Below are 21,416 nucleotides of genomic sequence, written 5' to 3'. Positions count from 1 at the left end.
CTTTTACCCATCACCCCGGTTTGGAGCACGCCATGAGCAACAGCAGCAAGATGCCGCCTGCCAGCAGCGCGCCTACACAGGACAGCGCCACGGCAGAACCGCATTTTCTCGGCACACGGATTCGTGGGTTGCGCAAACGTCGGGGCATGACCTTGGCGGAATTGGCGCAGAAGAGCGAGCTGACGGCGGGGTACATCAGCCAGCTGGAACGGAATCTGGCGTATCCGTCTATACCTGCGCTGTTCAATATCGCTCGTAGTCTGGGTGTAACCATTCAGTGGTTCTTTGCCAGCGAGGGCAATACGGCGCCTGAAGATAACGGCGTTGTGGTGCGCAAGAACACTCGTATGAGTGTTCATTATGAGGACGGGATTGTGGATCAGCTGCTGACGCCGCAGCCGAATCGGCAGTTGGAGATGCTGCATTCACGGTTTCCGCCCGGGACTTACAGTCAGCAGAGTTACAGCCATGAAGGGGAAGAGGCTGGGTATTTGCTGTCGGGGAGTTTTGAGCTGTGGGTGGGTGAGCGGTATTTCCAGCTGAGTGAGGGGGATAGTTTCAGCTTTTCCAGCCAGGAGCCGCATCGGTATGGGAACCCTGGGGAGGTGGATGCGGTGGTGATTTGGGTGATTACGCCGCCTTCGTTTTGAGGGTTCGGCAGCGGTCTCAGCGCTTGATAGATTCAGGTGGCACGACCACTGCACAAAAAAAACCGGCGTCTGGCCGATTTTCTTTTTGCGCATTCGTTTACAACCACCCGAACCCTTTCCCCATGACTGCCGCCAGACCCAGCGCGGCGGTAATCAAAGCGCCAAACAGTAATCGAAAATCCGTTCGAGCGTCTTTCCGCTGCTCACTAAAATCAGTGCGAAGGTCACCCAGGTCACGCCGGACGTATTCGATATGCGTTTCTAGTTGGGATACACGTGGTTCCAATGGGTTTTCTCCTGGAGGACCTGGTGGTCTTCGTCCTTTATCGTCTCCGCCACTCCTTTTGTTGCTCGGGAAGCGGTCGGGGTAATGCTCATCAAGGTTTACCAGCACAAAAGGCTCACTCATCGCAGACCTCCAGCGTACGGGCTTTGCTCCCATCGTCGACGATGATATCTGCCAACACACTCAGCGAATGCAAGCGAACAAATCCGCAATACTTGCAGTTAAGCATCACCGCCGGCGTGCCGGAGCGTAAATACTCTTTGCCACACGCCCAAGGCAACCCGACGCCCGTCGCCCCGGCTTGGAGTGGCAACTCCCACTCATCATGCTCACAAAACGGGCACTCGGTATTCTTTATTCGCGCTTTGAAAAAATTGGCCAACCGCCCGGTATCCAGATGAAGATCCCTGGACATTGGCTTGGCTTCTGCCCCCCCGGTCTGATCATCACCCTGAAAACCCTCTTCACTGCTGCTGTACATCGCTACCTCCTCCTTGAGGGAATAAATCATCGATTAACCGATCAACCAGAAGATGGTGCGTAACGTCCAGCCACCTGCTCGACCGCGAAGTCACTACTGATGTCTTCGCTGAAAACCGAATATACCTTCGATCAATCTCGGACGTATCCGCGTACGAAGTAGGAGGATTCGCTTGTTTTTGTCAGCCCGGAATTATTCCTGTGAGATCCGTCCACGCGGTTCTTTTCGAAGCTGACCAGGGTCACAGATTTCTCTGATGAATGGGGTCTTCAGTTGGCAGGGTCAGTGGCCATTCCGGCGTTGCCTCGGCATCGCCTTCAGGTTCTGCTTGAGCTCTGGAATTGTTCGGGACCACCAGCCCCAACACACCCCTTTCAATCAGTGAAAGAAGTCCAAAAGTAATGAAGCCAAAAATCAGCCCGACAACCAGAATGCTCAATGGGTGAATTTGCACGGCGTCGGAGCTTTCCAGCATGTAGAGAAAAGCCTGAATAGCGACGGCCACGCAGGCCGCAAGGGCTGCTATCAGCTTGATAATCAACCAAAGCCGCCGCCATCTGTTCATGCTCTTCCCCGCTATCCGGTGATTTAGCTCTTTATTGCATGATAGCTAATGACCGGGATGCGCCTTGTTTTCTCGCATGCCTCCAGATAATCAGTGACGGCCTCTTCAAATGCATCTCGAAGCTCGAGTACTGACTCGCCATGAAAGCCAACCACATCTTTGATACCCGCAATATGGCCGACAAACAGGCCGTCTTCGTTGCTGTATTCAATTCGGGCGACATAGTCTTGGTAATTCATTTCGTTCACGGGGTGGCTCCTGCTTGCTCAAGGAAAGCCCGAGCATCACTAACCTGGTAGGGCTTAGTTTCTTTGTCGGAGTGGGGTCGGTGCCAGAATATCCGGGTGACTCTCGATGAAGTTGTAGGCAAAATCCGAGAGTTGCGTAAGAGGTGCGCTTGCTGTGCGTTTTGGCTCGTTACCGTCTTGTTGGCCTTATCTTCGCTGGGATATTCTCCAGCCGTCGCTGAAAGTTCAGCGAACGGGCTTGGTAACCCGACGAGTTACGCAACAGCGTCCCCTTCACAATACTGGTTTTTTTCATCAGTAATCTTGTGCTATGGCGGCTGTGCGTGGGACGCCTTCGGGCGTGCCGGTCTCCTTGACTCCCGGTTTACCAACCTGCGCGCAGCTGCCACCCATTCGCTTGGTAACGAAAACGGCAGCTCCTAACGTCAAGGAGTAGACAATGCACACTGTAAATCCGTACAAATTTCTGCGTTACCCTCACCTCAATTCTGACTGTCGATCCCGCTGCATCTCCGTCAATGGAGGTGGCAAATGACCGAACCAACAGAAGTAAAAACCATCGGCTTCACCCCTATCTACTGTTCAGGCAAAGCGATGTTCCACGTCAGCGCAGGGGTGCCCGTGAGTGTTGCATTGGCACAGGCATCTGATTTTCTGTTCCTGGCCAAGGCGTTCACGGAGGATGCCGCATACGTAAGAGACACCGACCGTCATGCCTGGGCCGCGCACTATTTAACGGCGATGGGTAAAGCGCTGCTTGATGATGTGGTGAAGGCGGTTACACCCAGACCTGCTCGGAAGGACAAGAAGGCCGCGAAATAGCGGCTAGCCTTTCTGATAAGTGCCCCGAGCATTAGGGGTATCAGACCGCCATGGGGAGTGATGCTAGCGACTCTCCCATGGCGCCTATGCTGCCACCCACTTGCTGAGAGATACCACGGCTTGGGGTGATTGCTTTTTCACTGGAGAGATATAGAATCTATATCACCTTCTAGATTGAAGGATAGTCAGAGCTCGGACGCTCTACCAAGAAACATATGCTTTGGAGTACCCAATGACCCTCACCACTGAAAAATCTGAAAGCTTTCTGCTGCGATTACGCAAACAGGACACGCCAACAGGGGTAAGCATCTCGACAATCGAGTTGCTTATGAATCAGACCGGTTTGAGTAAAACCGAAGTCGCCCACCTCGCTTTGAGGCAATTTGCTGACCGCTATTTGCCCAAGTACGAGCTAGACGATGGACCTCTAACCCCGGCTCAAGTCTCCGCAATTCGTGCAGCTAGCCCTGCTACGGACCTTCCGGAGGAGCGCATTACTAAAAGGCTCTACTGAAAAATGACCGTACCTTTTCGCCCGCTGCCTGCACCAGGCGACTTTGTCTGGTGTCATTTCCCCGAAGTCATCGGGAATCCAGGCCCCAAAGCTCGCCCCGCATTGGTAGTCGCTGTTTTCGAAGATGATCACGCGGTAAGAATCGCCTACGGCACTACGCGAAAAACAGAAAAATTGTTTCCGGGTGAATTTGTTTTAGACCCTGCGGACGATGGTTTCGCGTTGAGCGGACTGGCCCAGCGCACGAAGTTCGACTTGAACAACGAAGTCCAAGTCTATTTTGATTCCGATTGGTTTGCCCCGAATCAAAGCGTCTACGCCTCCACGCCTCTACCCAAGATGGGGCGGTTAGACATTGAGTATTACCCTGTCGTACAGAAGGCAGCGGAAGCGAAAGCCAAGCGTATAAAAAAGTAACATTGAGTGTTTAACAAGCCGAAGCAATGCGGGCTTCTTTAATTCTGTCGCGCTTTATTTTTCACAATTGTCGTATTTCAAAAGTCACAACATTTCTTACAAAAAACCGGCGTTTGGCCGGGTTAGTAAAGACCAGCCGTGTAGCTCAGATGCTGTGCGACGTGGGCGGTCTATTGCTATTGCTTGGATCCAAGCTAGGCTCCTGTTGCTTTGAGGTTGCGTGTTACAGCCTGAGCAACCTGCCATGGGGATATGAAAAATGAGCAAGTCACCAATCGGAACTACCGGCAAAACCGGCGAAAAGTCACCAGAAAGCGGTGTATGGGAAACGCAAGACTCACCTTCTACCACCGGGCCATTCGCCGAAGGCAATGTGTTCCCGCCACATAACGGCAAAGCTGTTACGTGGAAGCTGATCTCCTACGCTTAAAACGCATCGCAATAAGAAAGCCTCAGCGTATTGAGGCTTTTTAAATACGCCCGCCTGCCCACCTTCTGCTCACCAAGAACCCGTTACCGCTTGACGCTCACAACCCCATAGAGGCGCTGAGCTGACTCAGTTTTGGCGATGGGGTGCGGATGATAGAGAAGCCGCTTTGGGCGCGCTGAGAGGGTCTGTAGCGATAGGTATTTTACGTACTACCTCTACGTACAATCCCAGAATGCAAAAAGCCCCAAGACCTTGATCTATGGGGCTTTTCTATGTATGGCGGAGAGATAGGGATTCGAACCCTAGGTACCGGTGAAGGTACAACGGATTTCGAATCCGTCCCATTCGGCCACTCTGGCATCTCTCCAACGGCGCGCATCATAACAACACTTTCGCCGGAAGCGAACCCCCTAAGCGAAATTTTTCCGTGCTATCAGATGCTTGCGTCGATTAAAGCGGTACGCCCAGACGATTGGCGACTTCTTCATAGGCTTCGATGACGTCACCGAGGCCCTGGCGGAAGCGGTCTTTGTCCATTTTCTTGCCGGTGGCCTTGTCCCACAGACGGCAGCCGTCCGGGCTGAATTCGTCGCCCAGGACGATGGAGCCGTCGGAGAAGACGCCGAATTCAAGTTTGAAGTCGACCAGCAGCAGGCCGGCGTCGTCGAACAGTTTGCTCAGGACTTCGTTGACCTTGAGCGACAGTTCTTTCATGCGAACCAGTTGCTCGGCGGTGCCCCAACCGAATGCCACGACGTGGGATTCGTTGATGAACGGGTCGCCCTTGGCGTCGTCCTTCAGGAACAGTTCGAAGGTGTAAGGATTGAGCTTCATGCCTTCTTCGACGCCCAGGCGTTTGACCAGGCTGCCGGCAGCGTAGTTACGCACGACGCACTCGACCGGGATCATGTCGAGTTTTTTCACCAGGCATTCGTTGTCGCCCAGCAGTTTGTCGAATTGGGTTGGCACGCCGGCGGCTTCGAGTTTCTGCATGATGAAGGCGTTGAACTTGTTGTTCACCATGCCTTTGCGGTCGAGCTGCTCGATGCGCTTGCCGTCGAACGCCGAGGTGTCGTTGCGAAACAGCAGGATCAAGCGGTCAGCGTCGTCGGTCTTGAAAACCGATTTGGCTTTGCCGCGGTAGAGTTCTTCACGTTTTTCCATGATGGGCTCCGCTTGCTAAGTAGGTGGGCTAGGCGATATGTCGCCAGTCGAGCCCTGAATCTTGATCGGCCATTTGCAGCCAGTCCGGGTCGCACCCTAGGGTGTCGACAAAACATTGCCGGGCCAGCTGCGGCAGGTTGTTCTTGCTGCTCAGATGGGCCAGGACCAGGTGTTGCAGGCCTTGCCAGCCCAACTCAGACACCAGGAATGCCGCCTGGTGGTTGTTCAAATGTCCCAGTTCACCGCCCACCCGCTGCTTCAAGAAGTATGGGTAGTGACCGCGAGCGAGCATGTCACGGCAATGGTTGGACTCGATCATCAACGCATCGAGGTCCCGATAGCCGTCCAGCACCTTGTTGCAATACGAGCCCAGGTCGGTCAGCAGGCCGAAGCGCCGCTCACCGTCGCTGAAGACGTACTGCGTCGGTTCCTGTGCATCGTGGGCCACGGCAATGACGCCGATGCTCAGTGCGCCGATCTGCAGTTGCTCGCCGCCGGCCAGAAGGCCAGCCGGTTCAATCGGTTTGCGCATCCCGCGCAGGGTCCCGCGACTGAGGTAGACAGGCAGATTGTAGCGCCGAGACAGCAAACCCACGCCATGCACGTGGTCGGCATGTTCGTGGGTCACGAGTATCGCGCTCAGTTGCGCAGGGTTCACACCCAGGCGCAGCAGGCGTTTTTCGGTTTCCCGCAGGGAGAAACCACAATCCACCAGTACATACGTGTCAGCGCTGGCTATCAGCGTGCCGTTCCCTTGGCTACCGCTGCCGAGAACGGCAAAACGCATGTGATCAGCCCAGGTTGTCCTGAATCACGCTCAACACCTTGCGCGCCACTTCTGCCGGCGCCACGGTGTTGATGTTTTTCTCGACGGTGACCTGGACGTTGTCGCCAACCTTGCTCAGGCGAACCTGATAACGCTCGGCACGGGCTTCAACTTCTTCCTTGCTCGGCGCGCTGCCGAACAGGCCGCTGAAGAAACCAGGTTTCTCGTCTTTCTTCTCGGCTTTTTCGGAGAGGTTGATGTAGTACAGGCCCAGGCTGCGGTTGATGTCTTCAACGCGCCATTCGCCCTGTTCCAGCGCACGACCTACGCTCGACCAAGCACGATCCAGGTCGTTGCCGACGTTCAGAACCGGGTTGCCGCTGCCGTCTTCGCTCAGGCTGACACGACTCGGCGTATCGAAATCACGCGAAGCCAGCATGGAGACCGAACCGCCCTTCTCCGAGATGCGGCTCATGCTTGCGAGCATGTCGTCGACCAGTGCCGCGTCCAGGCCAGTGTTGACCGAACGGTTGGTGAAGGCCACGTCGGCGGTGCTGCCGGAAGGACGTTCGGCGCTGACCACGTAGACTTCGCTGGTGTTGCGCTGCACGCCCGGCTCGATACGCACCCGAACACGGGTTTCGCTGTCAGTGCTGACACCGGCGGCGCTCAGGCGCTTGGCCATTGCTGCGGACAGTTCGTCGGCATGCTGCCAGGTGGTGGTGAATTCGCCGGTTTGCGGCTTCTGTTCGTCCAGACGAAAACCGTTGTCCTGGAAGAACTGCACAGCCACTGGCCAGACTTCGGCGGGTGGGTTCTGGGCGACGATCCAGCGCGAATCACCGGTCTTCTGCAGGGAGTAGGCGCTGGCGTCAGCCCCTGCCGACAATGGCTGCGGACGCGGCACGATGTATTCGCCCTTCGCGGTGTCATCGGCCACGTTGCGCGGGATCGGCAGCAGCGGATCCAGACGTTTGGCGGTGCTGACATCCGTTGGCAATTGCATAGGTGCAGTCTGTTGCGCTTCCAGGTAATCGCTACCACGGTCACGGAAATAACCTTCCGGGCCCCAGACCCATCCACAGCCACTGGTGCTGGAGATAATCAAGGCAAGTGCGGAAAGTCCGGCCAATCGCTTCATGCGTAGTACTTCCTCAATTAAACCAGTACGCCGGACTGGCGCATGGCCTGCCGCAGCGGTTCGTGACAGGCAGCGCTGAGCCAGGTGAGCGGCAGACGGATACCGTCCGGCATCAAGCCCATTTCATGCAGTGCCCATTTCACGGGGATAGGGTTGGATTCGATAAACAGGGTTTTATTGAGCGGCATCAGCTTTTCGTGAATCGCGCGGGCCGTAACGGCGTCGCCTTTCAGGGCAGCGTTGCACAGGTCGCTCATGTCGCGCGGGGCGACGTTGGCGGTCACCGAGATGTTGCCTTTGCCGCCGAGCAGGATCAGTTCGACTGCGGTGGCGTCGTCACCGGAAAGCACCACGAAGTCTTTGCTGACGCCGTCGATGATGGCTTTGGCACGGGTCAGGTCGCCGGTGGCTTCCTTGATGCCGATGATGTTTTTCACGGTCGACAGGCGGATCACGGTTTCGGTCAGCATGTCGCAGGCTGTACGGCCCGGCACGTTGTAAAGAATCTGCGGGATGTCGACGGCTTCGGCGATGGCTTTGAAGTGCTGGTACAAACCTTCCTGGGTCGGCTTGTTGTAGTACGGCGTGACCAGCAGGCAAGCATCGGCGCCGGCGGTCTTCGCGTTGGTGGTCAACTCGATGGCTTCGCGCGTCGAGTTGGCGCCGGTACCGGCGATCACCGGAATGCGCCCTGCCACCTGCTTTACCACGTAACGAATCACTTCGATGTGCTCGTTCACGTCAAGGGTGGCCGATTCGCCTGTAGTGCCGACCGCCACGATCGCGTGGGTGCCGTTCTGCAGGTGAAAGTCCACCAGTTTGCTCAAGCTGTCCCAGTCGAGACGACCTTGTGCATCCATGGGTGTGACCAGTGCCACCATACTGCCCGCAATCATGCAACCGCTCCTGCCGGAAAAAGAGAGCGGTAATGGTACTGGCGCCAAGATGCTTGTACAAGCAAAGTACTGCGCTGCCGCCATTCCCCTTGGCGCTGCTTTTCGCTACCCTTCAGACTTTGATCGGTACTGATAAGCTCGTACGCCGGGTTTCAGCCTCCATTTTCGGCATCACAAGCCCCGATCCAGCGTTGCCACCCCTCGCTCTTGCCTTGATGGAGCACGTTGCAACCTTCGGCCCGGGTTTTCTGAATTCGCATCCGCAGGCTCGCCCCCGGTAGTAAAAGCCCGTAAAAGTATCGACCGCTCATCGCTTTAGGAATGCTGCATGTCCACCCCCACAGTTCGCGAACAATTCCTTGTCATCAGTGCCCTCGGCGCCAACCCCATGGAGCTGACTAACGTCCTGTGCCGCGCCAGCCATGAAAACCGCTGCGCCGTGGTCACCTCTCGCCTGACCCGTCACGGCGAGTGCAGCGCGTTGATCCTCGAGATCTCCGGCAGCTGGGACGCCCTGGCGCGCCTGGAAGGCAGCCTGTCTGGCCTCGCCAAGAAGCACGCATTCACCGTCAATGTGGTGCGCAGCGCGGCGCTGGAGAATCGTCCTCAGGCCCTACCTTACGTCGCTTATGTCAGCTCGGCCTATCGTTCGGACATCATCAACGAGCTGTGCCAGTTCTTCATGGACCACAATGTCGAGCTGGAAAACCTGACCTGCGACACGTATCAGGCGCCGCAAACCGGCGGCACCATGCTCAACGCCACGTTTACCGTGACGTTGCCGGCCGGCGTGCAGATCAGCTGGCTGCGCGATCAATTTCTGGATTTCGCCGACGCGCTGAACCTGGACGCGCTGATCGAACCGTGGCGCCCACAAAACCCAATGTAAGGAAGCTTTCATGGCCGTTGCCATCGACCAACCGGTTGCCGACTTCGAAGCACCCGCCACCAATGGACAGACCGTCAGCCTCGCAGGCCTTAAAGGCAAGCAAGTGGTGATCTACTTCTATCCGAAGGACAGCACGCCGGGCTGCACCACTCAAGGTCAGGGCTTTCGCGATCAGCTGGACGCCTTTAAAGCGGCCAATACTGAAGTGTTTGGTGTTTCTCGCGACAGCCTGAAGTCCCACGAAAACTTCAAGGCCAAGCAGGCGTTCACCTTTGAGCTGATCAGCGACAAGGAAGAAGCGCTGTGCCAGTTGTTTGATGTGATCAAGCTGAAGAAGCTGTATGGCAAGGAATACATGGGAGTTGATCGCAGCACGTTCCTGATTGATAAGGACGGTGTGCTGCGTCAGGAATGGCGCGGTGTGAAGGTGCCGGGGCATGTGGATGCGGTGTTGGCTGCGGCTCAGGCTCTCAATAAAGCCTAAGATTCTGGCGTCTGTTCTGACGCCATCGCGGGCAAGCCCGCTCCCACAGGGTTGGCGTTAATCCTGTGGGAGCGGGCTTGCCCGCGAAGACGCCATCAGCCTCACTGCAAAATTAGAGATGACGGTTAAAGCAACGGCGCCACCACCTGTTCCTTCCGCGGCCACGCATCCAGCACAGCCTTGAATAGCGTCGCCAGGGGAATCGCAAAGAACACCCCCCAAAAGCCCCACAACCCGCCAAACAACAGCACCGCACAGATGATTGCCACCGGATGCAGATTGACCGCTTCCGAGAACAACAGCGGTACCAGCACATTGCCGTCCAGGACCTGGATAATCCCGTAGACCGCCATCAAATAGATGAACTGATCACTCCAGCCCCACTGGAACAGCGCAATCAGCAGCACCGGCACGGTCACCACCACCGCTCCGACATACGGCACCACCACCGACACGCCCACCAGCAATGCCAGCAGCGCTGCGTAGTTGAGCCCCAGCACGACGAACCCGATGTAGGTCACACCACCGCAAATGAAAATCTCAATGACTTTGCCGCGAATATAGTTGGCAATTTGACGATTCATCTCGTGAGCGACCCGGGTGATCAACGCCCGCTCACGGGGCAGATAGCCTCGTACCCAATGACCGATCATCTCGCGGTCCTTGAGGAAGAAGAACACCAGGATTGGCACCAGCACCAGATAGATCATGATGTTCACCAGCAACGGCAGGCTCGACAGCGAGAACGTCAGCGCCCACTGACCGAACTTGCCGATCTCGCCCCGCGCCACTTCGATGGCCTGCAACACCTGCTCGTCCGATACCAGGTGCGGATAGCGTTCGGGCAGCAGCAACAGCAACGATTGCCACTTGGCGAGCATGCCGGGCAGTTCGTTGAACAGCGTGATCAGCTGATGCCAGAGCAACGGCACCACGACAATGATGAACACCAGCAACACGCCCATGAACAACGCGAAGACCAGCCCCACCGCCACCCCGCCGGGCATGCGCAGGCGTTCGAGGGTGACGACCAGGCCTTGCATCAGATACGCCAGCACCATCCCCGCCAGCACCGGTGCGAGCATGCCGCCCAACGTGAGCACGGCGGTAAAGGCCAGAAACAACAGCACGGCCAGCACCACGGCTTCTTCGTCGGAAAAATAGCGCTGAATCCAGTCGCGTAACACCTTGAACATCAATAATCCTTAGAAACGAACGCAGTAGGTTTCAGGCTTTTTTCAGCCAGTAGCGGTAAACACCCGCCTCATCTTCTTCGCGAAGCAGCGTATGACCGGCCAATCGGGCAAAGGTGCGAAAGTCGCGCTGGGAGCCCGCATCGGTGGCGATCACCTTGAGCACCGCGCCACTGGCCATTCGATTGAGCTCCAGCTTGGCCTTGAGCAATGGCAATGGGCAATTCAGGCCACTGGCGTCCAGTTCGGCGTCATGGGCTACAGCGTTGGTCATTACATCGCTCCGGGTCAGGTGGTGGAGTTGCCTAGAATATCTGGTCCCAAGCGAAGTGTCCGGCTACAGTAAGGTCTTTGTCGACTAAGGCTTTGTGCATGACTTTTTTGCGCCCTACCCTGCTGACGCTCGCTTGCCTGCTCGCCTCACCGGGCTTCGCCGACGACTTGCCGTCACTCGGCGACGCCAGTTCTGCCATTGTCTCGCCGCAACAGGAATACCAATTGGGCCGTGCGTGGCTGGCACTGTTGCGCAGCCAGGTCTCGCAGCTCAACGATCCGCAGCTCAAGGATTACGTCGAATCCAGCGTTTACCGACTGGTCGAAACCAGCCAGGTCAATGACCGGCGCTTGGAGTTCATCCTGATCAACAGCCCGCAGCTCAACGCCTTTGCGGCGCCGGGCGGGATTGTCGGAGTCAACGGCGGTCTGTTCCTCAATGCGCAGACCGAGGGCGAATACGCTTCGGTACTGGCGCACGAATTGGCTCACTTGTCGCAGCGCCACTTTGCCCGTGGCGTTGAAGCCCAACAGCGCATGCAAGTCCCGATGATGGCCGCTCTGCTGGCCGGTATCGTCATTGCGGCTGCCGGTGCCGGTGACGCCGGGATCGCGGCGATTGCGGGTACTCAGGCGGCTGCGATTCAGGAGCAGCGACGCTTCTCGCGCCAGAACGAGCAGGAAGCCGACCGCATCGGCATCCTCAATCTGGAAAAGGCCGGTTACGACCCTCGGTCGATGCCGACCATGTTCGAGCGGTTGATGCGTCAGTACCGCTTCGACGCCAAGCCGCCGGAATTTTTGCTGACTCACCCGGTGACCGAATCGCGGATCGCCGACACCCGCAACCGCTCCGAACAGGCCAAACCGGGCGGCATCGAAGACACCATGCGGTATCAGCTGATTCGTGCACGCGTTCAGCTGGTCTATGAAGAAACACCAGGCCTGGGCGCCAAGCGTTTCCGCGCGCAACTCGACGAGAACCCGAAAAACGACGTCGCCCGGTATGGCTTGGCGATCGCCCAGATCAAGGGCGGCCAGTTGAATGAAGCTCGCGAGAACCTCAAACTGCTGCTGGCCAAATCACCGAATGAGATCATCTACAACCTGGCGCAGGTCGATCTGGACATCACCAACAATCGTCTGCCCGATGCTCAAACACGGGTTGACCGGATGCTGACCCAGTACCCCGGCAACTACCCGCTGAACCAGGTGCGCGTCGATCTGCTGCTGAAACAAAACCGCGCCGCCGATGCCGAGAAGGCGCTCGAAGGGCTGCTCAAGTCGCGTCCGGATGATCCGGACGTGTGGTATCAGGTGGCCGAGACGCGCGGTCTGTCAGGCAACATCATCGGCCTGCATCAGGCTCGCGCGGAGTACTTCGCCCTGGTTGGCGACTATCGTCAGGCCATTCAGCAACTGGACTTCGCCAAGCGCAAGGCCGGCACCAACTTCCCGTTGTCGTCGCGTATCGACGCCCGGCAGCGTGAGTTGATGGAGCAGGAACGCATGGTCAAGGACATGATGGGCTGACCTGCTTCAGGAACACAAAAGCTTCAGGCACAAAAAAAACCGCCTCTTTCGAGGCGGTTTTTTATTCAGCCGACAACCGGTTTATTCAGCCAGTTTGAAGGTGATGAAGCTGGCACGACCTTGACGCAGAACCCGCATGGACACCGAACGATTCTTCGGCAGCGCCTTGGCGATTTCAGCGAACTCTTTGCTGTCGTTGATTGCCTGGTTGTTCAGATGAGTGATCACATCATTGGGCTGCAAGCCAATGAGCGATGCAGGCCCATCCTGAACTTCCTTGATCACCACACCGCCTTTGAGGTCGTAGGTCTTCTTCTGCTCAGCGGTCAGATCGGCGACGGCAACGCCCAGACGATTGCTGCTGGTTTCGACGCCTGACTTCAGTTTCGAGTCCAGCTCTTTGCCTTCGTCAGGGATCGCGCCAACGGTCAGCTCGATATTCTTGCGCTTGCCGTCACGAATCACTTCAAGTTTGGCCTTCTCGCCTTCTTTCAGTGCGCCCACCAGATGCGGCAGATCGGCAGACATGACGATCGGTTGACCGTTCATGCTCAGGATCACGTCGCCTACTTGCAGATCACCCTTGGCAGCTGGGCCATCTTCCTGGATCTGGGCCACCAGCGCACCGGCCGGCTTATCAAGACCAAACGACTCGGCCAGATCCTTGTTCACTTCCTGGATCACTACACCCAACCAGCCACGGCTGACTTTGCCGCCACTTTTCAGCTGATTGGAAACGTCCATTGCCACATCGATAGGGATCGCGAACGACACGCCCATGAAACCACCGGAACGGGTGTAGATCTGCGAGTTGATCCCGACCACTTCACCGGCCAGGTTGAACAGCGGGCCACCTGAGTTACCCGGGTTGATTGGCACGTCGGTCTGGATGAACGGCACATAGTTTTCGTTTGGCAGACTACGACCGACAGCGCTGACGATGCCTTGGGTCACGGTATGGTCGAAACCGAACGGCGAGCCGATCGCGACGACCCATTGGCCGGCCTTCAGGTCCTGGGACTTGCCCAGCTTCAAGACTGGCAGGTCCTTGCCTTCGATTTTCAGCAATGCCACGTCGGAACGTGGATCGGTGCCAACCAGCTTGGCTTTCAATTCACTGCGGTCGGAGAGACGAACGAGAATTTCGTCGGCATCGGCGATCACGTGGTTGTTGGTCAGGATGTAGCCGTCAGGCGAGATGATGAAACCCGAGCCCAGTGACTGCGCTTCACGCTGGCGATCACCGCGAGGCGAGCGTGGCTGCTGCGGCATGCCCCGCTCGAAGAACTCGCGCAGTGCTGGTGGCAGGCCTTCAAGGTCGGGCATCTGGCCTGACACTCTGCGGTCCGGCAGCTTTTGTGTGGTACTGATGTTCACCACTGCGGGCGAGGCTTGCTCGACCAATTGAGTGAAGTCAGGCAACTCGACTGCTTGAGCAGTGACCGCCTGACCAAGCACCAGCACGGTGGCAACAATGGAAAGATAAGACTTCAAGCGTGGTATCGACATACGGCTCCCGTTACGACGAGCATGGTTAAGCGATATGGAGCAAGGAATACCGGGAAAGATACGCCGGTATTTTTGTTCCGGGAACAACAAAACAAGGCCAGAGCCGTGAGGCTCTGACCTATAGAAAAATTCAGGTTTTTTTGCAAATTGAAATGCTCACCAAACATTTCGGCATCAGCTCACTACTTGGTTGCAGTGGCATCGGTGCGCATGGACAACGCAATCCGTTCAGCAGTACCAATCGGGATCTCGCCAACCACGGTCACCATCATCTCGCCTTGAGGGGTGGTCAAGCGCCGAGAAACAGCAACGGTAGGGCCTAATTGGGTGCGGGTGTCGGTGACGGTCGCACCGTTCAACGGCTCAAGGAATACCGAGAAGCGCGCCAGACCATCGTCATACATCAGACTGTTGACCTGGGTTTTCGTCTCTGGATCCTTGCGGGCGCTGCTGCTGGTCAACTCGAAACCGGGTGGAAGCCAGTCCGAATGCCAGAGCTGGGCGGCCTTGACGGGGGAAGCCTTGTCACCGTCGAGGGTCACAGCCTTGCAATCGTCGCCGGCCTTCAAGTCGTTTTCCGAAGGCACGCTGGCAGTATCCAATTGGGTGAACTGGAAGCGCTCGAGCAACTGCCCTTTGTCATTGAGTAACAATGACTTCAACGGCAAGCCGGTTTCCTTATCAAGGTGAAGCTCAAAACCATAGCGATGCTGATCACGTGGCTTAAGTGAGACAATCACTGCCGCACGCCCAGCCACACGCGACTTGCCAATGACGGCAAGGTCATACCAATTTTTCAGCTTTTGTGGATCGAGTGCACGAGCAGCGGAGTTGGGTGAATCCCCAAGCCCTGCTATCAGAAGGCCACTGACGCATTGAGTATGCCCATCAATGCGCACGACTTCCTGTGCTGAGCCGTCGAGCTGGAGTAAACGCTCGCGTACCTTGCCATCCTGAACGCGGTGCCAGATGTTATGGGTAGAAAAACTACCGTTACGCTCGTAAACGAAAGTGCCGCGAAAGCTTTGCTGTTGCTCGGCCTGACCAAGACGTGTCAACCAGTCCTGGGCTTCATCGGCGTGGGCTGGAACAACAAACCAGCCACCGAGCAGAAGCGAAAGTAGAGGTATGGCGCGCATGATCCTCCTTAACGGTTTTCCAGGCTTGCTGCACGAGCGTAAGGCAGAGCGCTCTCAGTACCTTTCAGTGCAGCCTGTTGAGCATGTTGGCGCAAGTAGCCTGGCAGACGCTGATCGTGCCAGCCTGGTTGACCTTGCAATACGCCGTTGGCCATAGGGCCAGTGGCTTCCGAACTCTCACTATAGCCTGCCAATACAGCTGGACCCTTGACCTGAGGAACGGCCAGACCCGGTTGACTGGATTGCTGAGCAAGTTCGACACCAGCGATCTCGTCCTGGTTGTACAGACGCACACCTGCCAGCACGGCAACAGTCACCGAAGCAGCAACAGCCAGACGACCCAGGCTGCGCCATGGACCACGGGAGGCTTTTGCCGGTACGGCTTCGTCGGCCAGAGCAGCAGAAACTGCCGCGGCGATGTCCAGACGTGGAAGTAGCAGATCCTTGTGCATAACTGCCCGAGCGATCTGATAACGAGCCCATGTTTCACGGGTTTCAACATCGTCAAAGGCATTTAATACCCGACGCAATTCCAGTTCATCCGCTTCGTTATCCATCACTGCGGACAGCGATTCCTGCAGGGCTTCACGACTCATGGCGTTCCTCTCTTGGCTATCGCCGCTGTCTCAGTTTTCCTGCAACAACGGCTGCAGGGCTTTATCGATGGCCTCCCGAGCGCGGAAAATCCGGGAGCGCACGGTACCCACCGGACATTGCATGACCGCCGCAATGTCTTCGTAACTCAGACCATCGAATTCACGTAAAGTTAAAGCCGTACGCAAATCTTCTGGCAGTTGCTGAATGGTTCGATGGACGGTGCCTTCGATCTCATCCCGCAGCAATGCACGCTCTGGCGACTCGAGATCCTTGAGGCCATGATCGCCATCGTAGAACTCTGCATCTTCGGAACTGACATCGCTATCCGGCGGCCGACGGCCGCGTGAAACCAGATAATTCTTCGCCGTGTTGATGGCGATGCGGTAAAGCCACGTATAAAACGCGCTATCTCCGCGAAAATTTCCAAGTGCGCGGTAGGCCTTGATAAAGGCTTCCTGTGCCACATCTTGGGCTTCATGGGTGTCGTGCACGAAACGCACGATCAACCCGAGAATTTTGTGCTGGTATTTCAGCACTAGCAGATCGAAAGCTCGCTTGTCGCCGCGTTGAACGCGCTCAACGAGCTGCTGATCCTCTTCCTGGGTTAGCATGAACACTCCTCGATAAGCTCGGAGGAGGCTTGCATAACTAAACGACCAGACTTGCAAACATAGACTCGGGCTTTTCGCAAAAGTTCTCCCCCTCCAAGCAAGTTTCCTGCGGGCTCTGATTTGGCACGCACGAAAAGCGCAGCTCGGCATGACCCGGCTGCGCGAATAATCTTGTCGTCGGATTCACTGACCAGGACCAAACCGCACGTCCCGACCTGAAACCGACACTGTCCTTCTTTTCAGGCACCGTCTATTGATCTTGGGCCTTTGGCAAAAGTTCCAAATATTTATAGCCGGGCGAAAGGGACATTGTGCGACCGTGAACAGAAAAAAACTGTTAAATCGCTGATACAGTCGCCTTGTCACCGAACCGGGCGAAAAACCATCCGACGAAGCGTCAGGTATTTTCCGTCACAGTAGTTTCACAATGCCATATGCGCTCGGGTATTGTGCCGCTCCCCCCCTCTATATACTAGTGGGCTGTGTGGCTGCCTTGACTCGCCGTTCCAGGAGTCTTGCGCCAACCCCAACCCGGGTCGCTTTAAGCGGAATCCTGAAATGAGCCAACAGTTTCAACACGATGTTCTGGTCATTGGCAGCGGCGCTGCCGGTTTGAGCCTTGCGCTGACCTTGCCCGGTCATTTGCGCATCGCCGTACTGAGCAAAGGCGACCTCGCCAACGGCTCGACGTTTTGGGCCCAGGGCGGTGTCGCTGCCGTTCTGGATGACACCGATACTGTCGAATCCCACGTCGAGGACACCCTCAATGCCGGTGGTGGACTCTGCCATGAAGACGCCGTGCGCTTTACCGTCGAGCACAGTAAAGAAGCCATTCAATGGCTGATCGACCAAGGTGTGCCGTTTACCCGCGATGAACAATCCGGTACCGAAGACGGCGGATTCGAATTTCACCTGACCCGCGAAGGCGGTCACAGTCATCGACGCATCATTCACGCCGCCGATGCCACGGGCGCGGCGATTTTCAGAACTTTGCTCGCCCAGGCGAAACAGAGACCAAACATCGAATTGCTGGAACAGCGGGTTGCGGTCGATCTGATTACCGAAAAACGCCTGGGCCTCGAAGGCGATCGCTGTCTCGGCGCCTATGTCCTCAATCGCAGCACCGGCGAAGTCGACACCTACGGTGCACGATTCGTGATCCTCGCATCCGGCGGCGCGGCAAAAGTCTACCTCTATACCAGCAACCCCGACGGCGCCTGCGGTGACGGCATCGCCATGGCCTGGCGGTCGGGTTGCCGGGTGGCAAACCTGGAATTCAACCAGTTCCACCCGACCTGTCTTTATCACCCGCAAGCCAAGAGTTTCCTGATCACTGAAGCCCTGCGCGGTGAAGGTGCGCACCTGAAGCTGCCCAACGGCGAGCGCTTCATGCAACGCTTCGACCCGCGTGCCGAACTCGCGCCCCGGGACATCGTCGCCCGCGCCATCGACCATGAGATGAAGCGCCTGGGTGTTGACTGCGTCTATCTGGACATCAGCCACAAGCCCGAAGCATTCATCAAGAGCCACTTCCCGACGGTGTATGAACGCTGCCTCGAGTTTTCCATCGACATCACCAAGCAACCGATCCCAGTGGTTCCGGCGGCGCACTACACCTGCGGCGGCGTGATGGTCGATCAGAACGGTCGCACCGACGTGCCGGGGCTGTATGCCATCGGCGAAACCAGCTTCACCGGCCTGCACGGCGCCAACCGCATGGCCAGCAATTCGCTGCTGGAGTGTTTCGTTTACGCCCGTTCGGCGGCGGCGGACATTCTGGAACAGTTGCCGCAGGTTTCGATTCCGATCGCCCTGCCCGTCTGGGATGCGAGCCAGGTCACCGATTCCGATGAAGACGTGATCATTGCGCACAACTGGGATGAACTGCGGCGATTCATGTGGGACTACGTCGGCATCGTGCGCACCAACAAGCGCCTGCAACGCGCGCAGCACCGCGTGCGGTTGCTGCTGGACGAAATTGACGAGTTCTACAGCAATTATAAGGTCAGTCGGGATTTGATCGAGTTGCGCAACCTGGCCCAGGTGGCGGAGCTGATGATTCAGTCAGCCATGGAGCGCAAGGAAAGTCGCGGCCTGCATTACACACTCGACTACCCGAACATGCTGCCGGTCGCGCTGGACACTATTCTGGTGCCGCCCACCTACGTCGACTGAAGGTGAGCCTCACCCGCAGGCGTCGGTGCAAATCGGCGGCCTGCGAATCGTGGGGAACGCAGATTGATCTGACTCGCCGTTCGTCTCGCAGTCGAAAACGCAGGACCACCAGCATTGGCAACGCCAGGCTGTCCGGTCGCAGCTGCACGGACTGCCAACCGGAGGCCTGATTCCACAACTGCCAACCATCGGCATCGCGACGCAAGCCGCGAAATGCCTGTGGATGTGTCAGCAAAATCTGTCGCGGCAGTAACCAGAATCCGTGAATCACACACAGCATCATGCCGAGCAGACTGGCCCAGACCGGTATAGAAAGAACAAGCAATGAACCCAGCGCGAACAGCTGGGCTACAAGATACGCCGCCAGCAACTGCCGCGAGGCATGCCAGCGGCATTCGAACGCATTACTTGGGCTGGACACGATCCAGGATCATGCGAACCATTCGCTGAAGCTCCGGATCTTCCGATTCGGCGCGTTCCATGAACCAGCCGAACATGTCCTGATCTTCGCATTCGAGCAGCTTGCGGTAGCAATCGCGGTCGACGTCGTTGAGGTGCGGGTAGACCTCTTTCACGAACGGCACCAGCAATACGTCAAGCTCGAGCATGCCGCGGCGGCTGTGCCAGTAGAGGCGATTCAGTTCAACATCTTCGACCATGGAGCGCTCCTCAAATAGGCGGCAAGTATACAGCCCCACGCCCGGTCGAACACCCGGCTTTGGTCGGGCGCCATCGATCCTTTGTGAACTACCCATTTCGAGAGCGCCACCTTATGATGTCCCCCAGACTCTTTACCCTGCGATGACCCATGGCCGATTCTGCTTTTTTCTGCACCCTGTCCCATGAAGGCGTTCTTGCAGTCCGCGGCGCGGACGCCGGCAAATTCCTGCAAGGCCAATTGACCTGCAACCTCAATTACCTGAGCGATACTCAGGCCAGTCTCGGCGCCCGCTGCACGCAGAAAGGCCGGATGCAGTCGAGTTTCCGGATTGTGCTGGAAGGTGACGGCGTTCTGCTGGCGATGGCCACCGAACTGCTCGAACCGCAGTTGGCAGACCTGAAAAAGTACGCCGTGTTCTCCAAGTCGAAATTAACCGATGAAAGCGCTGCCTGGGTCCGCTTCGGCCTCGATCATGGCGATGCTGCACTGAGCAGCCTGGGTCTTGAGTTGCCGGCAGACTCTGACAGCGTCGTGCGCCATGAAGGTCTGATCGCCATTCGCGTCTCGCCGGATCGCGCCGAACTGTGGGTCGCTGCCGATCAGGCCGATGTCACCAAGGGCAAGTTGTCCGCCCTGTTGGCCGAAGGCAATCTGAATCAATGGCTGCTGGGCCAGATCCGCGCAGGGATCGGCCAGGTCATGCCGAGCACCCGCGAGTTGTTCATCCCGCAGATGCTCAACCTGCAAGCCGTCGGTGGCGTGAGTTTCAAAAAGGGTTGCTACACCGGCCAGGAAATCGTCGCGCGCATGCAGTACCTGGGCAAACTCAAGCGCCGCTTGTATCGCCTGACACTGGATGCCAGCGAATTGCCCGAACCTGGCACGCAACTGTTTTCCCCGTCCCACGGCAGCTCTATCGGCGAAGTGGTGCTGGCCGCCAACGCCGGGCAAAACATTGAACTCTTGGCCGTGCTGCAAGCCGAAGCAGCAGAAGGTGGCGATATTCATCTGGGCGCCCTCGAAGGGGCAGCCCTGCACCTGCTAGACCTGCCTTATCAACTGGATCGCGATCGCGAAATCCAGCGTTAACCGCAGCACTTGTTGCAACACCCTAGAGAAAAGAAATGAGCGAGCTGGCGGATAAGGTCCAACAGGATTTGGTTGAGGCCATCGATAACGATGACCTGGTTCTGCCAACGTTACCGGAAGTGGCCCTGCAGATTCGCAAGGCCGCTGAAGATCCGGAGGTTAGTGTCAGCGCCCTGAGTAAAGTGATCGGCCGTGACACGGCGCTGTCGGCGCGCCTGATCAAAGTGGTCAATAGCCCGCTGCTGCGCGCGACTCAGGAAGTGACTGACCTGCACACGGCGATCACACGGCTGGGCGTCAACTACAGCAGTAATCTGGCGATCGGCCTGGTGATGGAACAGATTTTCCACGCCCGTTCTGAAGTGGTGGAGCAGAAAATGCGCGATGTCTGGCGTAAAAGCCTGGAAATCGCCGGGGTCAGCTATGCGCTGTGCCGCAGCTACACGCAACTCAAACCTGATCAGGCAGCCCTTGGCGGACTGGTGCATCAGATTGGCGTCCTGCCGATCCTGACCTACGCCGAAGACCATTATGAATTGCTCTCTGACCCGGTCAGCCTCAATCATGTCATCGACCGTATTCACCCCTTGATCGGCGACAAGCTGCTCAGGGTCTGGGAATTTCCGGAAATGCTGGTTCAGTTGCCGGGGTTGTATCTGGATTTCAAGCGCCAGTCCGAGCGGGTCGATTATGTTGATCTGGTTCAGGTGGCCAGCTTGTATTGCCACAAGGACACCGACCATCCGTTGGCCCGCGTCGACGCGTTCAGTGTGCCAGCCTTCAAGAAACTGGGGATCGATCCAGAGAACGAGGCGATGTGCCGGGATCTGGAAGAGTCGCGGTCGATGTTTTATTAAAAGCTTCGCGGGCAAGTCGGATCGCC

Annotated in this window: 26 protein-coding genes, 1 tRNA gene and 1 pseudogene; 11 read left to right on the top strand and 17 right to left on the bottom strand. The window is 57.1% G+C overall.

Annotated features, from left to right (window positions below; translation table 11 throughout):
• Positions 1–50: 50 nt before the first annotated feature.
• Positions 51–650 carry a cupin domain-containing protein gene (locus tag ACYZTM_RS22665; RefSeq protein ID WP_131060463.1) on the top strand — a complete coding sequence of 200 codons (600 nt, stop codon included), beginning with the start codon at positions 51–53 and terminating at the stop codon, positions 648–650.
• 97 nt (positions 651–747) lie between these two features.
• On the opposite strand, the gene ACYZTM_RS22660 is transcribed toward ACYZTM_RS22665, so the two are convergent.
• From ACYZTM_RS22660 to ACYZTM_RS22645, 4 genes and pseudogenes are all read right to left on the bottom strand, one after another.
• The gene (locus ACYZTM_RS22660) at positions 748–1,059 is read right to left on the bottom strand and encodes a hypothetical protein (RefSeq protein WP_256656949.1); all 312 of its coding nucleotides are present in this window, start codon (positions 1,057–1,059) and stop codon (positions 748–750) included.
• Positions 1,052–1,417 (bottom strand): hypothetical protein, encoded by a 366-nt coding sequence (locus ACYZTM_RS22655; RefSeq protein ID WP_461984751.1) that lies wholly within the window; start codon positions 1,415–1,417, stop codon positions 1,052–1,054. Before ACYZTM_RS22655 ends, ACYZTM_RS22660 begins: the two co-directional genes overlap by 8 nt.
• Positions 1,418–1,658: 241 nt before the next feature.
• Positions 1,659–1,982: a hypothetical protein gene (locus tag ACYZTM_RS22650; RefSeq protein ID WP_131060382.1), complete on the bottom strand. Its 324-nt coding sequence runs from the start codon at positions 1,980–1,982 to the stop codon at positions 1,659–1,661.
• 41 nt (positions 1,983–2,023) lie between these two features.
• Positions 2,024–2,230 (bottom strand): annotated as a pseudogene (locus ACYZTM_RS22645) (toxin-antitoxin system HicB family antitoxin); the annotation flags it as partial.
• 531 nt (positions 2,231–2,761) lie between these two features.
• On the opposite strand from ACYZTM_RS22645, the gene ACYZTM_RS22640 reads away from it, so the two are divergent.
• The 4 genes from ACYZTM_RS22640 (at position 2,762) to ACYZTM_RS22625 (ending at position 4,413) form a co-directional block, all read left to right on the top strand.
• Entirely contained in the window at positions 2,762–3,052 is a 291-nt protein-coding gene (locus tag ACYZTM_RS22640; protein ID WP_131060379.1) for a DUF3077 domain-containing protein, read from the top strand.
• Between the two features lie 232 nt (positions 3,053–3,284).
• Positions 3,285–3,566 carry a hypothetical protein gene (locus ACYZTM_RS22635; protein WP_131060378.1) on the top strand — a complete coding sequence of 94 codons (282 nt, stop codon included), beginning with the start codon at positions 3,285–3,287 and terminating at the stop codon, positions 3,564–3,566.
• Positions 3,567–3,569: 3 nt separating this feature from the next.
• Positions 3,570–3,983, top strand: coding sequence for a hypothetical protein (locus ACYZTM_RS22630; RefSeq protein WP_131060377.1), 414 nt, complete (start codon positions 3,570–3,572; stop codon positions 3,981–3,983).
• A gap of 259 nt (positions 3,984–4,242) precedes the next feature.
• Positions 4,243–4,413: a hypothetical protein gene (locus tag ACYZTM_RS22625; RefSeq protein WP_461984748.1), complete on the top strand. Its 171-nt coding sequence runs from the start codon at positions 4,243–4,245 to the stop codon at positions 4,411–4,413.
• A gap of 277 nt (positions 4,414–4,690) precedes the next feature.
• On the opposite strand, the gene ACYZTM_RS22620 is transcribed toward ACYZTM_RS22625, so the two are convergent.
• From ACYZTM_RS22620 to dapA, 5 genes are all read right to left on the bottom strand, one after another.
• A tRNA-Ser gene (locus ACYZTM_RS22620) sits at positions 4,691–4,780 on the bottom strand.
• 83 nt (positions 4,781–4,863) lie between these two features.
• Positions 4,864–5,577 (bottom strand): phosphoribosylaminoimidazolesuccinocarboxamide synthase, encoded by a 714-nt coding sequence (purC, locus tag ACYZTM_RS22615; protein ID WP_008034929.1) that lies wholly within the window; start codon positions 5,575–5,577, stop codon positions 4,864–4,866.
• A gap of 28 nt (positions 5,578–5,605) precedes the next feature.
• Entirely contained in the window at positions 5,606–6,364 is a 759-nt protein-coding gene (locus ACYZTM_RS22610) for an MBL fold metallo-hydrolase (protein WP_131060376.1), read from the bottom strand.
• 4 nt (positions 6,365–6,368) lie between these two features.
• Positions 6,369–7,484: an outer membrane protein assembly factor BamC gene (gene bamC, locus ACYZTM_RS22605; RefSeq protein WP_131060375.1), complete on the bottom strand. Its 1,116-nt coding sequence runs from the start codon at positions 7,482–7,484 to the stop codon at positions 6,369–6,371.
• A 17-nt stretch (positions 7,485–7,501) separates the two neighbouring features.
• Positions 7,502–8,380 (bottom strand): 4-hydroxy-tetrahydrodipicolinate synthase, encoded by an 879-nt coding sequence (gene dapA, locus ACYZTM_RS22600; RefSeq protein ID WP_131060374.1) that lies wholly within the window; start codon positions 8,378–8,380, stop codon positions 7,502–7,504.
• Positions 8,381–8,708: 328 nt separating this feature from the next.
• On the opposite strand from dapA, the gene ACYZTM_RS22595 reads away from it, so the two are divergent.
• Complete coding sequence (locus ACYZTM_RS22595) at positions 8,709–9,269, top strand: glycine cleavage system transcriptional repressor (protein ID WP_109628402.1); 561 nt, start codon at positions 8,709–8,711, stop codon at positions 9,267–9,269.
• Positions 9,270–9,279: 10 nt separating this feature from the next.
• Positions 9,280–9,753, top strand: a complete 474-nt coding sequence (locus tag ACYZTM_RS22590; RefSeq protein WP_010462257.1) for a peroxiredoxin — start codon at positions 9,280–9,282, stop codon at positions 9,751–9,753.
• A gap of 125 nt (positions 9,754–9,878) precedes the next feature.
• On the opposite strand, the gene ACYZTM_RS22585 is transcribed toward ACYZTM_RS22590, so the two are convergent.
• Both ACYZTM_RS22585 and ACYZTM_RS22580 read right to left on the bottom strand, forming a co-directional pair.
• Positions 9,879–10,949 (bottom strand): AI-2E family transporter, encoded by a 1,071-nt coding sequence (locus ACYZTM_RS22585; protein ID WP_131060372.1) that lies wholly within the window; start codon positions 10,947–10,949, stop codon positions 9,879–9,881.
• A gap of 31 nt (positions 10,950–10,980) precedes the next feature.
• Complete coding sequence (locus tag ACYZTM_RS22580; RefSeq protein ID WP_461984745.1) at positions 10,981–11,220, bottom strand: sulfurtransferase TusA family protein; 240 nt, start codon at positions 11,218–11,220, stop codon at positions 10,981–10,983.
• 98 nt (positions 11,221–11,318) lie between these two features.
• On the opposite strand from ACYZTM_RS22580, the gene ACYZTM_RS22575 reads away from it, so the two are divergent.
• Positions 11,319–12,752, top strand: a complete 1,434-nt coding sequence (locus tag ACYZTM_RS22575) for a M48 family metalloprotease (protein ID WP_131060371.1) — start codon at positions 11,319–11,321, stop codon at positions 12,750–12,752.
• 81 nt (positions 12,753–12,833) lie between these two features.
• Here the strand turns inward: ACYZTM_RS22575 and ACYZTM_RS22570 are convergent, their stop codons facing one another.
• From ACYZTM_RS22570 to rpoE, 4 genes are all read right to left on the bottom strand, one after another.
• On the bottom strand, positions 12,834–14,261 hold the full coding sequence (locus ACYZTM_RS22570) for a DegQ family serine endoprotease (protein WP_131060370.1): 1,428 nt from the start codon (positions 14,259–14,261) through the stop codon (positions 12,834–12,836).
• A 182-nt stretch (positions 14,262–14,443) separates the two neighbouring features.
• A complete protein-coding gene (locus tag ACYZTM_RS22565; RefSeq protein WP_461984742.1) occupies positions 14,444–15,400 on the bottom strand; it encodes a MucB/RseB C-terminal domain-containing protein in 957 nt (318 codons plus the stop codon).
• 8 nt (positions 15,401–15,408) lie between these two features.
• Positions 15,409–15,996: a sigma-E factor negative regulatory protein gene (locus ACYZTM_RS22560; protein ID WP_131060368.1), complete on the bottom strand. Its 588-nt coding sequence runs from the start codon at positions 15,994–15,996 to the stop codon at positions 15,409–15,411.
• 30 nt (positions 15,997–16,026) lie between these two features.
• Positions 16,027–16,608, bottom strand: coding sequence for an RNA polymerase sigma factor RpoE (gene rpoE, locus ACYZTM_RS22555; RefSeq protein WP_007944079.1), 582 nt, complete (start codon positions 16,606–16,608; stop codon positions 16,027–16,029).
• A 558-nt stretch (positions 16,609–17,166) separates the two neighbouring features.
• On the opposite strand from rpoE, the gene nadB reads away from it, so the two are divergent.
• Positions 17,167–18,783: an L-aspartate oxidase gene (gene nadB, locus ACYZTM_RS22550; RefSeq protein WP_131060367.1), complete on the top strand. Its 1,617-nt coding sequence runs from the start codon at positions 17,167–17,169 to the stop codon at positions 18,781–18,783.
• On the opposite strand, the gene ACYZTM_RS22545 is transcribed toward nadB, so the two are convergent.
• Entirely contained in the window at positions 18,752–19,204 is a 453-nt protein-coding gene (locus ACYZTM_RS22545; protein WP_461984739.1) for a protein YgfX, read from the bottom strand. The two genes, nadB and ACYZTM_RS22545, sit on opposite strands and share 32 nt — an antisense overlap.
• The gene (locus ACYZTM_RS22540; protein ID WP_007944081.1) at positions 19,188–19,442 is read right to left on the bottom strand and encodes an FAD assembly factor SdhE; all 255 of its coding nucleotides are present in this window, start codon (positions 19,440–19,442) and stop codon (positions 19,188–19,190) included. The genes ACYZTM_RS22545 and ACYZTM_RS22540 overlap by 17 nt, the downstream gene beginning before the upstream one ends.
• A 149-nt stretch (positions 19,443–19,591) precedes the next feature.
• Here ACYZTM_RS22540 and ygfZ point away from each other — a divergent pair, with 149 nt between their 5' ends.
• On the top strand, positions 19,592–20,533 hold the full coding sequence (gene ygfZ, locus ACYZTM_RS22535; protein ID WP_131060365.1) for a CAF17-like 4Fe-4S cluster assembly/insertion protein YgfZ: 942 nt from the start codon (positions 19,592–19,594) through the stop codon (positions 20,531–20,533).
• A 35-nt stretch (positions 20,534–20,568) separates the two neighbouring features.
• Positions 20,569–21,390, top strand: a complete 822-nt coding sequence (locus ACYZTM_RS22530) for an HDOD domain-containing protein (RefSeq protein ID WP_131060364.1) — start codon at positions 20,569–20,571, stop codon at positions 21,388–21,390.
• Positions 21,391–21,416: the final 26 nt, after the last annotated feature.

It is taken from the genome of Pseudomonas sp. MDT2-39-1, assembly GCF_054898085.1.
The sequence above is the reverse complement of the archived record's forward strand: the minus strand, read 5'-3'. Positions and strand labels throughout refer to the sequence as shown.

Bases quoted from the DNA above. Each gene is read 5' to 3' on its own strand.
- ACYZTM_RS22665 (WP_131060463.1), top strand. From the start codon at position 51: ATGCCGCCTGCCAGCAGCGCGCCTACACAGGACAGCGCCACGGCAGAA.
- ACYZTM_RS22660 (WP_256656949.1), bottom strand. From the start codon at position 1,059: ATGAGTGAGCCTTTTGTGCTGGTAAACCTTGATGAGCATTACCCCGAC.
- ACYZTM_RS22655 (WP_461984751.1), bottom strand. From the start codon at position 1,417: ATGTACAGCAGCAGTGAAGAGGGTTTTCAGGGTGATGATCAGACCGGG.
- ACYZTM_RS22650 (WP_131060382.1), bottom strand. From the start codon at position 1,982: ATGAACAGATGGCGGCGGCTTTGGTTGATTATCAAGCTGATAGCAGCC.
- ACYZTM_RS22640 (WP_131060379.1), top strand. From the start codon at position 2,762: ATGACCGAACCAACAGAAGTAAAAACCATCGGCTTCACCCCTATCTAC.
- ACYZTM_RS22635 (WP_131060378.1), top strand. From the start codon at position 3,285: ATGACCCTCACCACTGAAAAATCTGAAAGCTTTCTGCTGCGATTACGC.
- ACYZTM_RS22630 (WP_131060377.1), top strand. From the start codon at position 3,570: ATGACCGTACCTTTTCGCCCGCTGCCTGCACCAGGCGACTTTGTCTGG.
- ACYZTM_RS22625 (WP_461984748.1), top strand. From the start codon at position 4,243: ATGAGCAAGTCACCAATCGGAACTACCGGCAAAACCGGCGAAAAGTCA.
- purC (WP_008034929.1), bottom strand. From the start codon at position 5,577: ATGGAAAAACGTGAAGAACTCTACCGCGGCAAAGCCAAATCGGTTTTC.
- ACYZTM_RS22610 (WP_131060376.1), bottom strand. From the start codon at position 6,364: ATGCGTTTTGCCGTTCTCGGCAGCGGTAGCCAAGGGAACGGCACGCTG.
- bamC (WP_131060375.1), bottom strand. From the start codon at position 7,484: ATGAAGCGATTGGCCGGACTTTCCGCACTTGCCTTGATTATCTCCAGC.
- dapA (WP_131060374.1), bottom strand. From the start codon at position 8,380: ATGATTGCGGGCAGTATGGTGGCACTGGTCACACCCATGGATGCACAA.
- ACYZTM_RS22595 (WP_109628402.1), top strand. From the start codon at position 8,709: ATGTCCACCCCCACAGTTCGCGAACAATTCCTTGTCATCAGTGCCCTC.
- ACYZTM_RS22590 (WP_010462257.1), top strand. From the start codon at position 9,280: ATGGCCGTTGCCATCGACCAACCGGTTGCCGACTTCGAAGCACCCGCC.
- ACYZTM_RS22585 (WP_131060372.1), bottom strand. From the start codon at position 10,949: ATGTTCAAGGTGTTACGCGACTGGATTCAGCGCTATTTTTCCGACGAA.
- ACYZTM_RS22580 (WP_461984745.1), bottom strand. From the start codon at position 11,220: ATGACCAACGCTGTAGCCCATGACGCCGAACTGGACGCCAGTGGCCTG.
- ACYZTM_RS22575 (WP_131060371.1), top strand. From the start codon at position 11,319: ATGACTTTTTTGCGCCCTACCCTGCTGACGCTCGCTTGCCTGCTCGCC.
- ACYZTM_RS22570 (WP_131060370.1), bottom strand. From the start codon at position 14,261: ATGTCGATACCACGCTTGAAGTCTTATCTTTCCATTGTTGCCACCGTG.
- ACYZTM_RS22565 (WP_461984742.1), bottom strand. From the start codon at position 15,400: ATGCGCGCCATACCTCTACTTTCGCTTCTGCTCGGTGGCTGGTTTGTT.
- ACYZTM_RS22560 (WP_131060368.1), bottom strand. From the start codon at position 15,996: ATGAGTCGTGAAGCCCTGCAGGAATCGCTGTCCGCAGTGATGGATAAC.
- rpoE (WP_007944079.1), bottom strand. From the start codon at position 16,608: ATGCTAACCCAGGAAGAGGATCAGCAGCTCGTTGAGCGCGTTCAACGC.
- nadB (WP_131060367.1), top strand. From the start codon at position 17,167: ATGAGCCAACAGTTTCAACACGATGTTCTGGTCATTGGCAGCGGCGCT.
- ACYZTM_RS22540 (WP_007944081.1), bottom strand. From the start codon at position 19,442: ATGGTCGAAGATGTTGAACTGAATCGCCTCTACTGGCACAGCCGCCGC.
- ygfZ (WP_131060365.1), top strand. From the start codon at position 19,592: ATGGCCGATTCTGCTTTTTTCTGCACCCTGTCCCATGAAGGCGTTCTT.
- ACYZTM_RS22530 (WP_131060364.1), top strand. From the start codon at position 20,569: ATGAGCGAGCTGGCGGATAAGGTCCAACAGGATTTGGTTGAGGCCATC.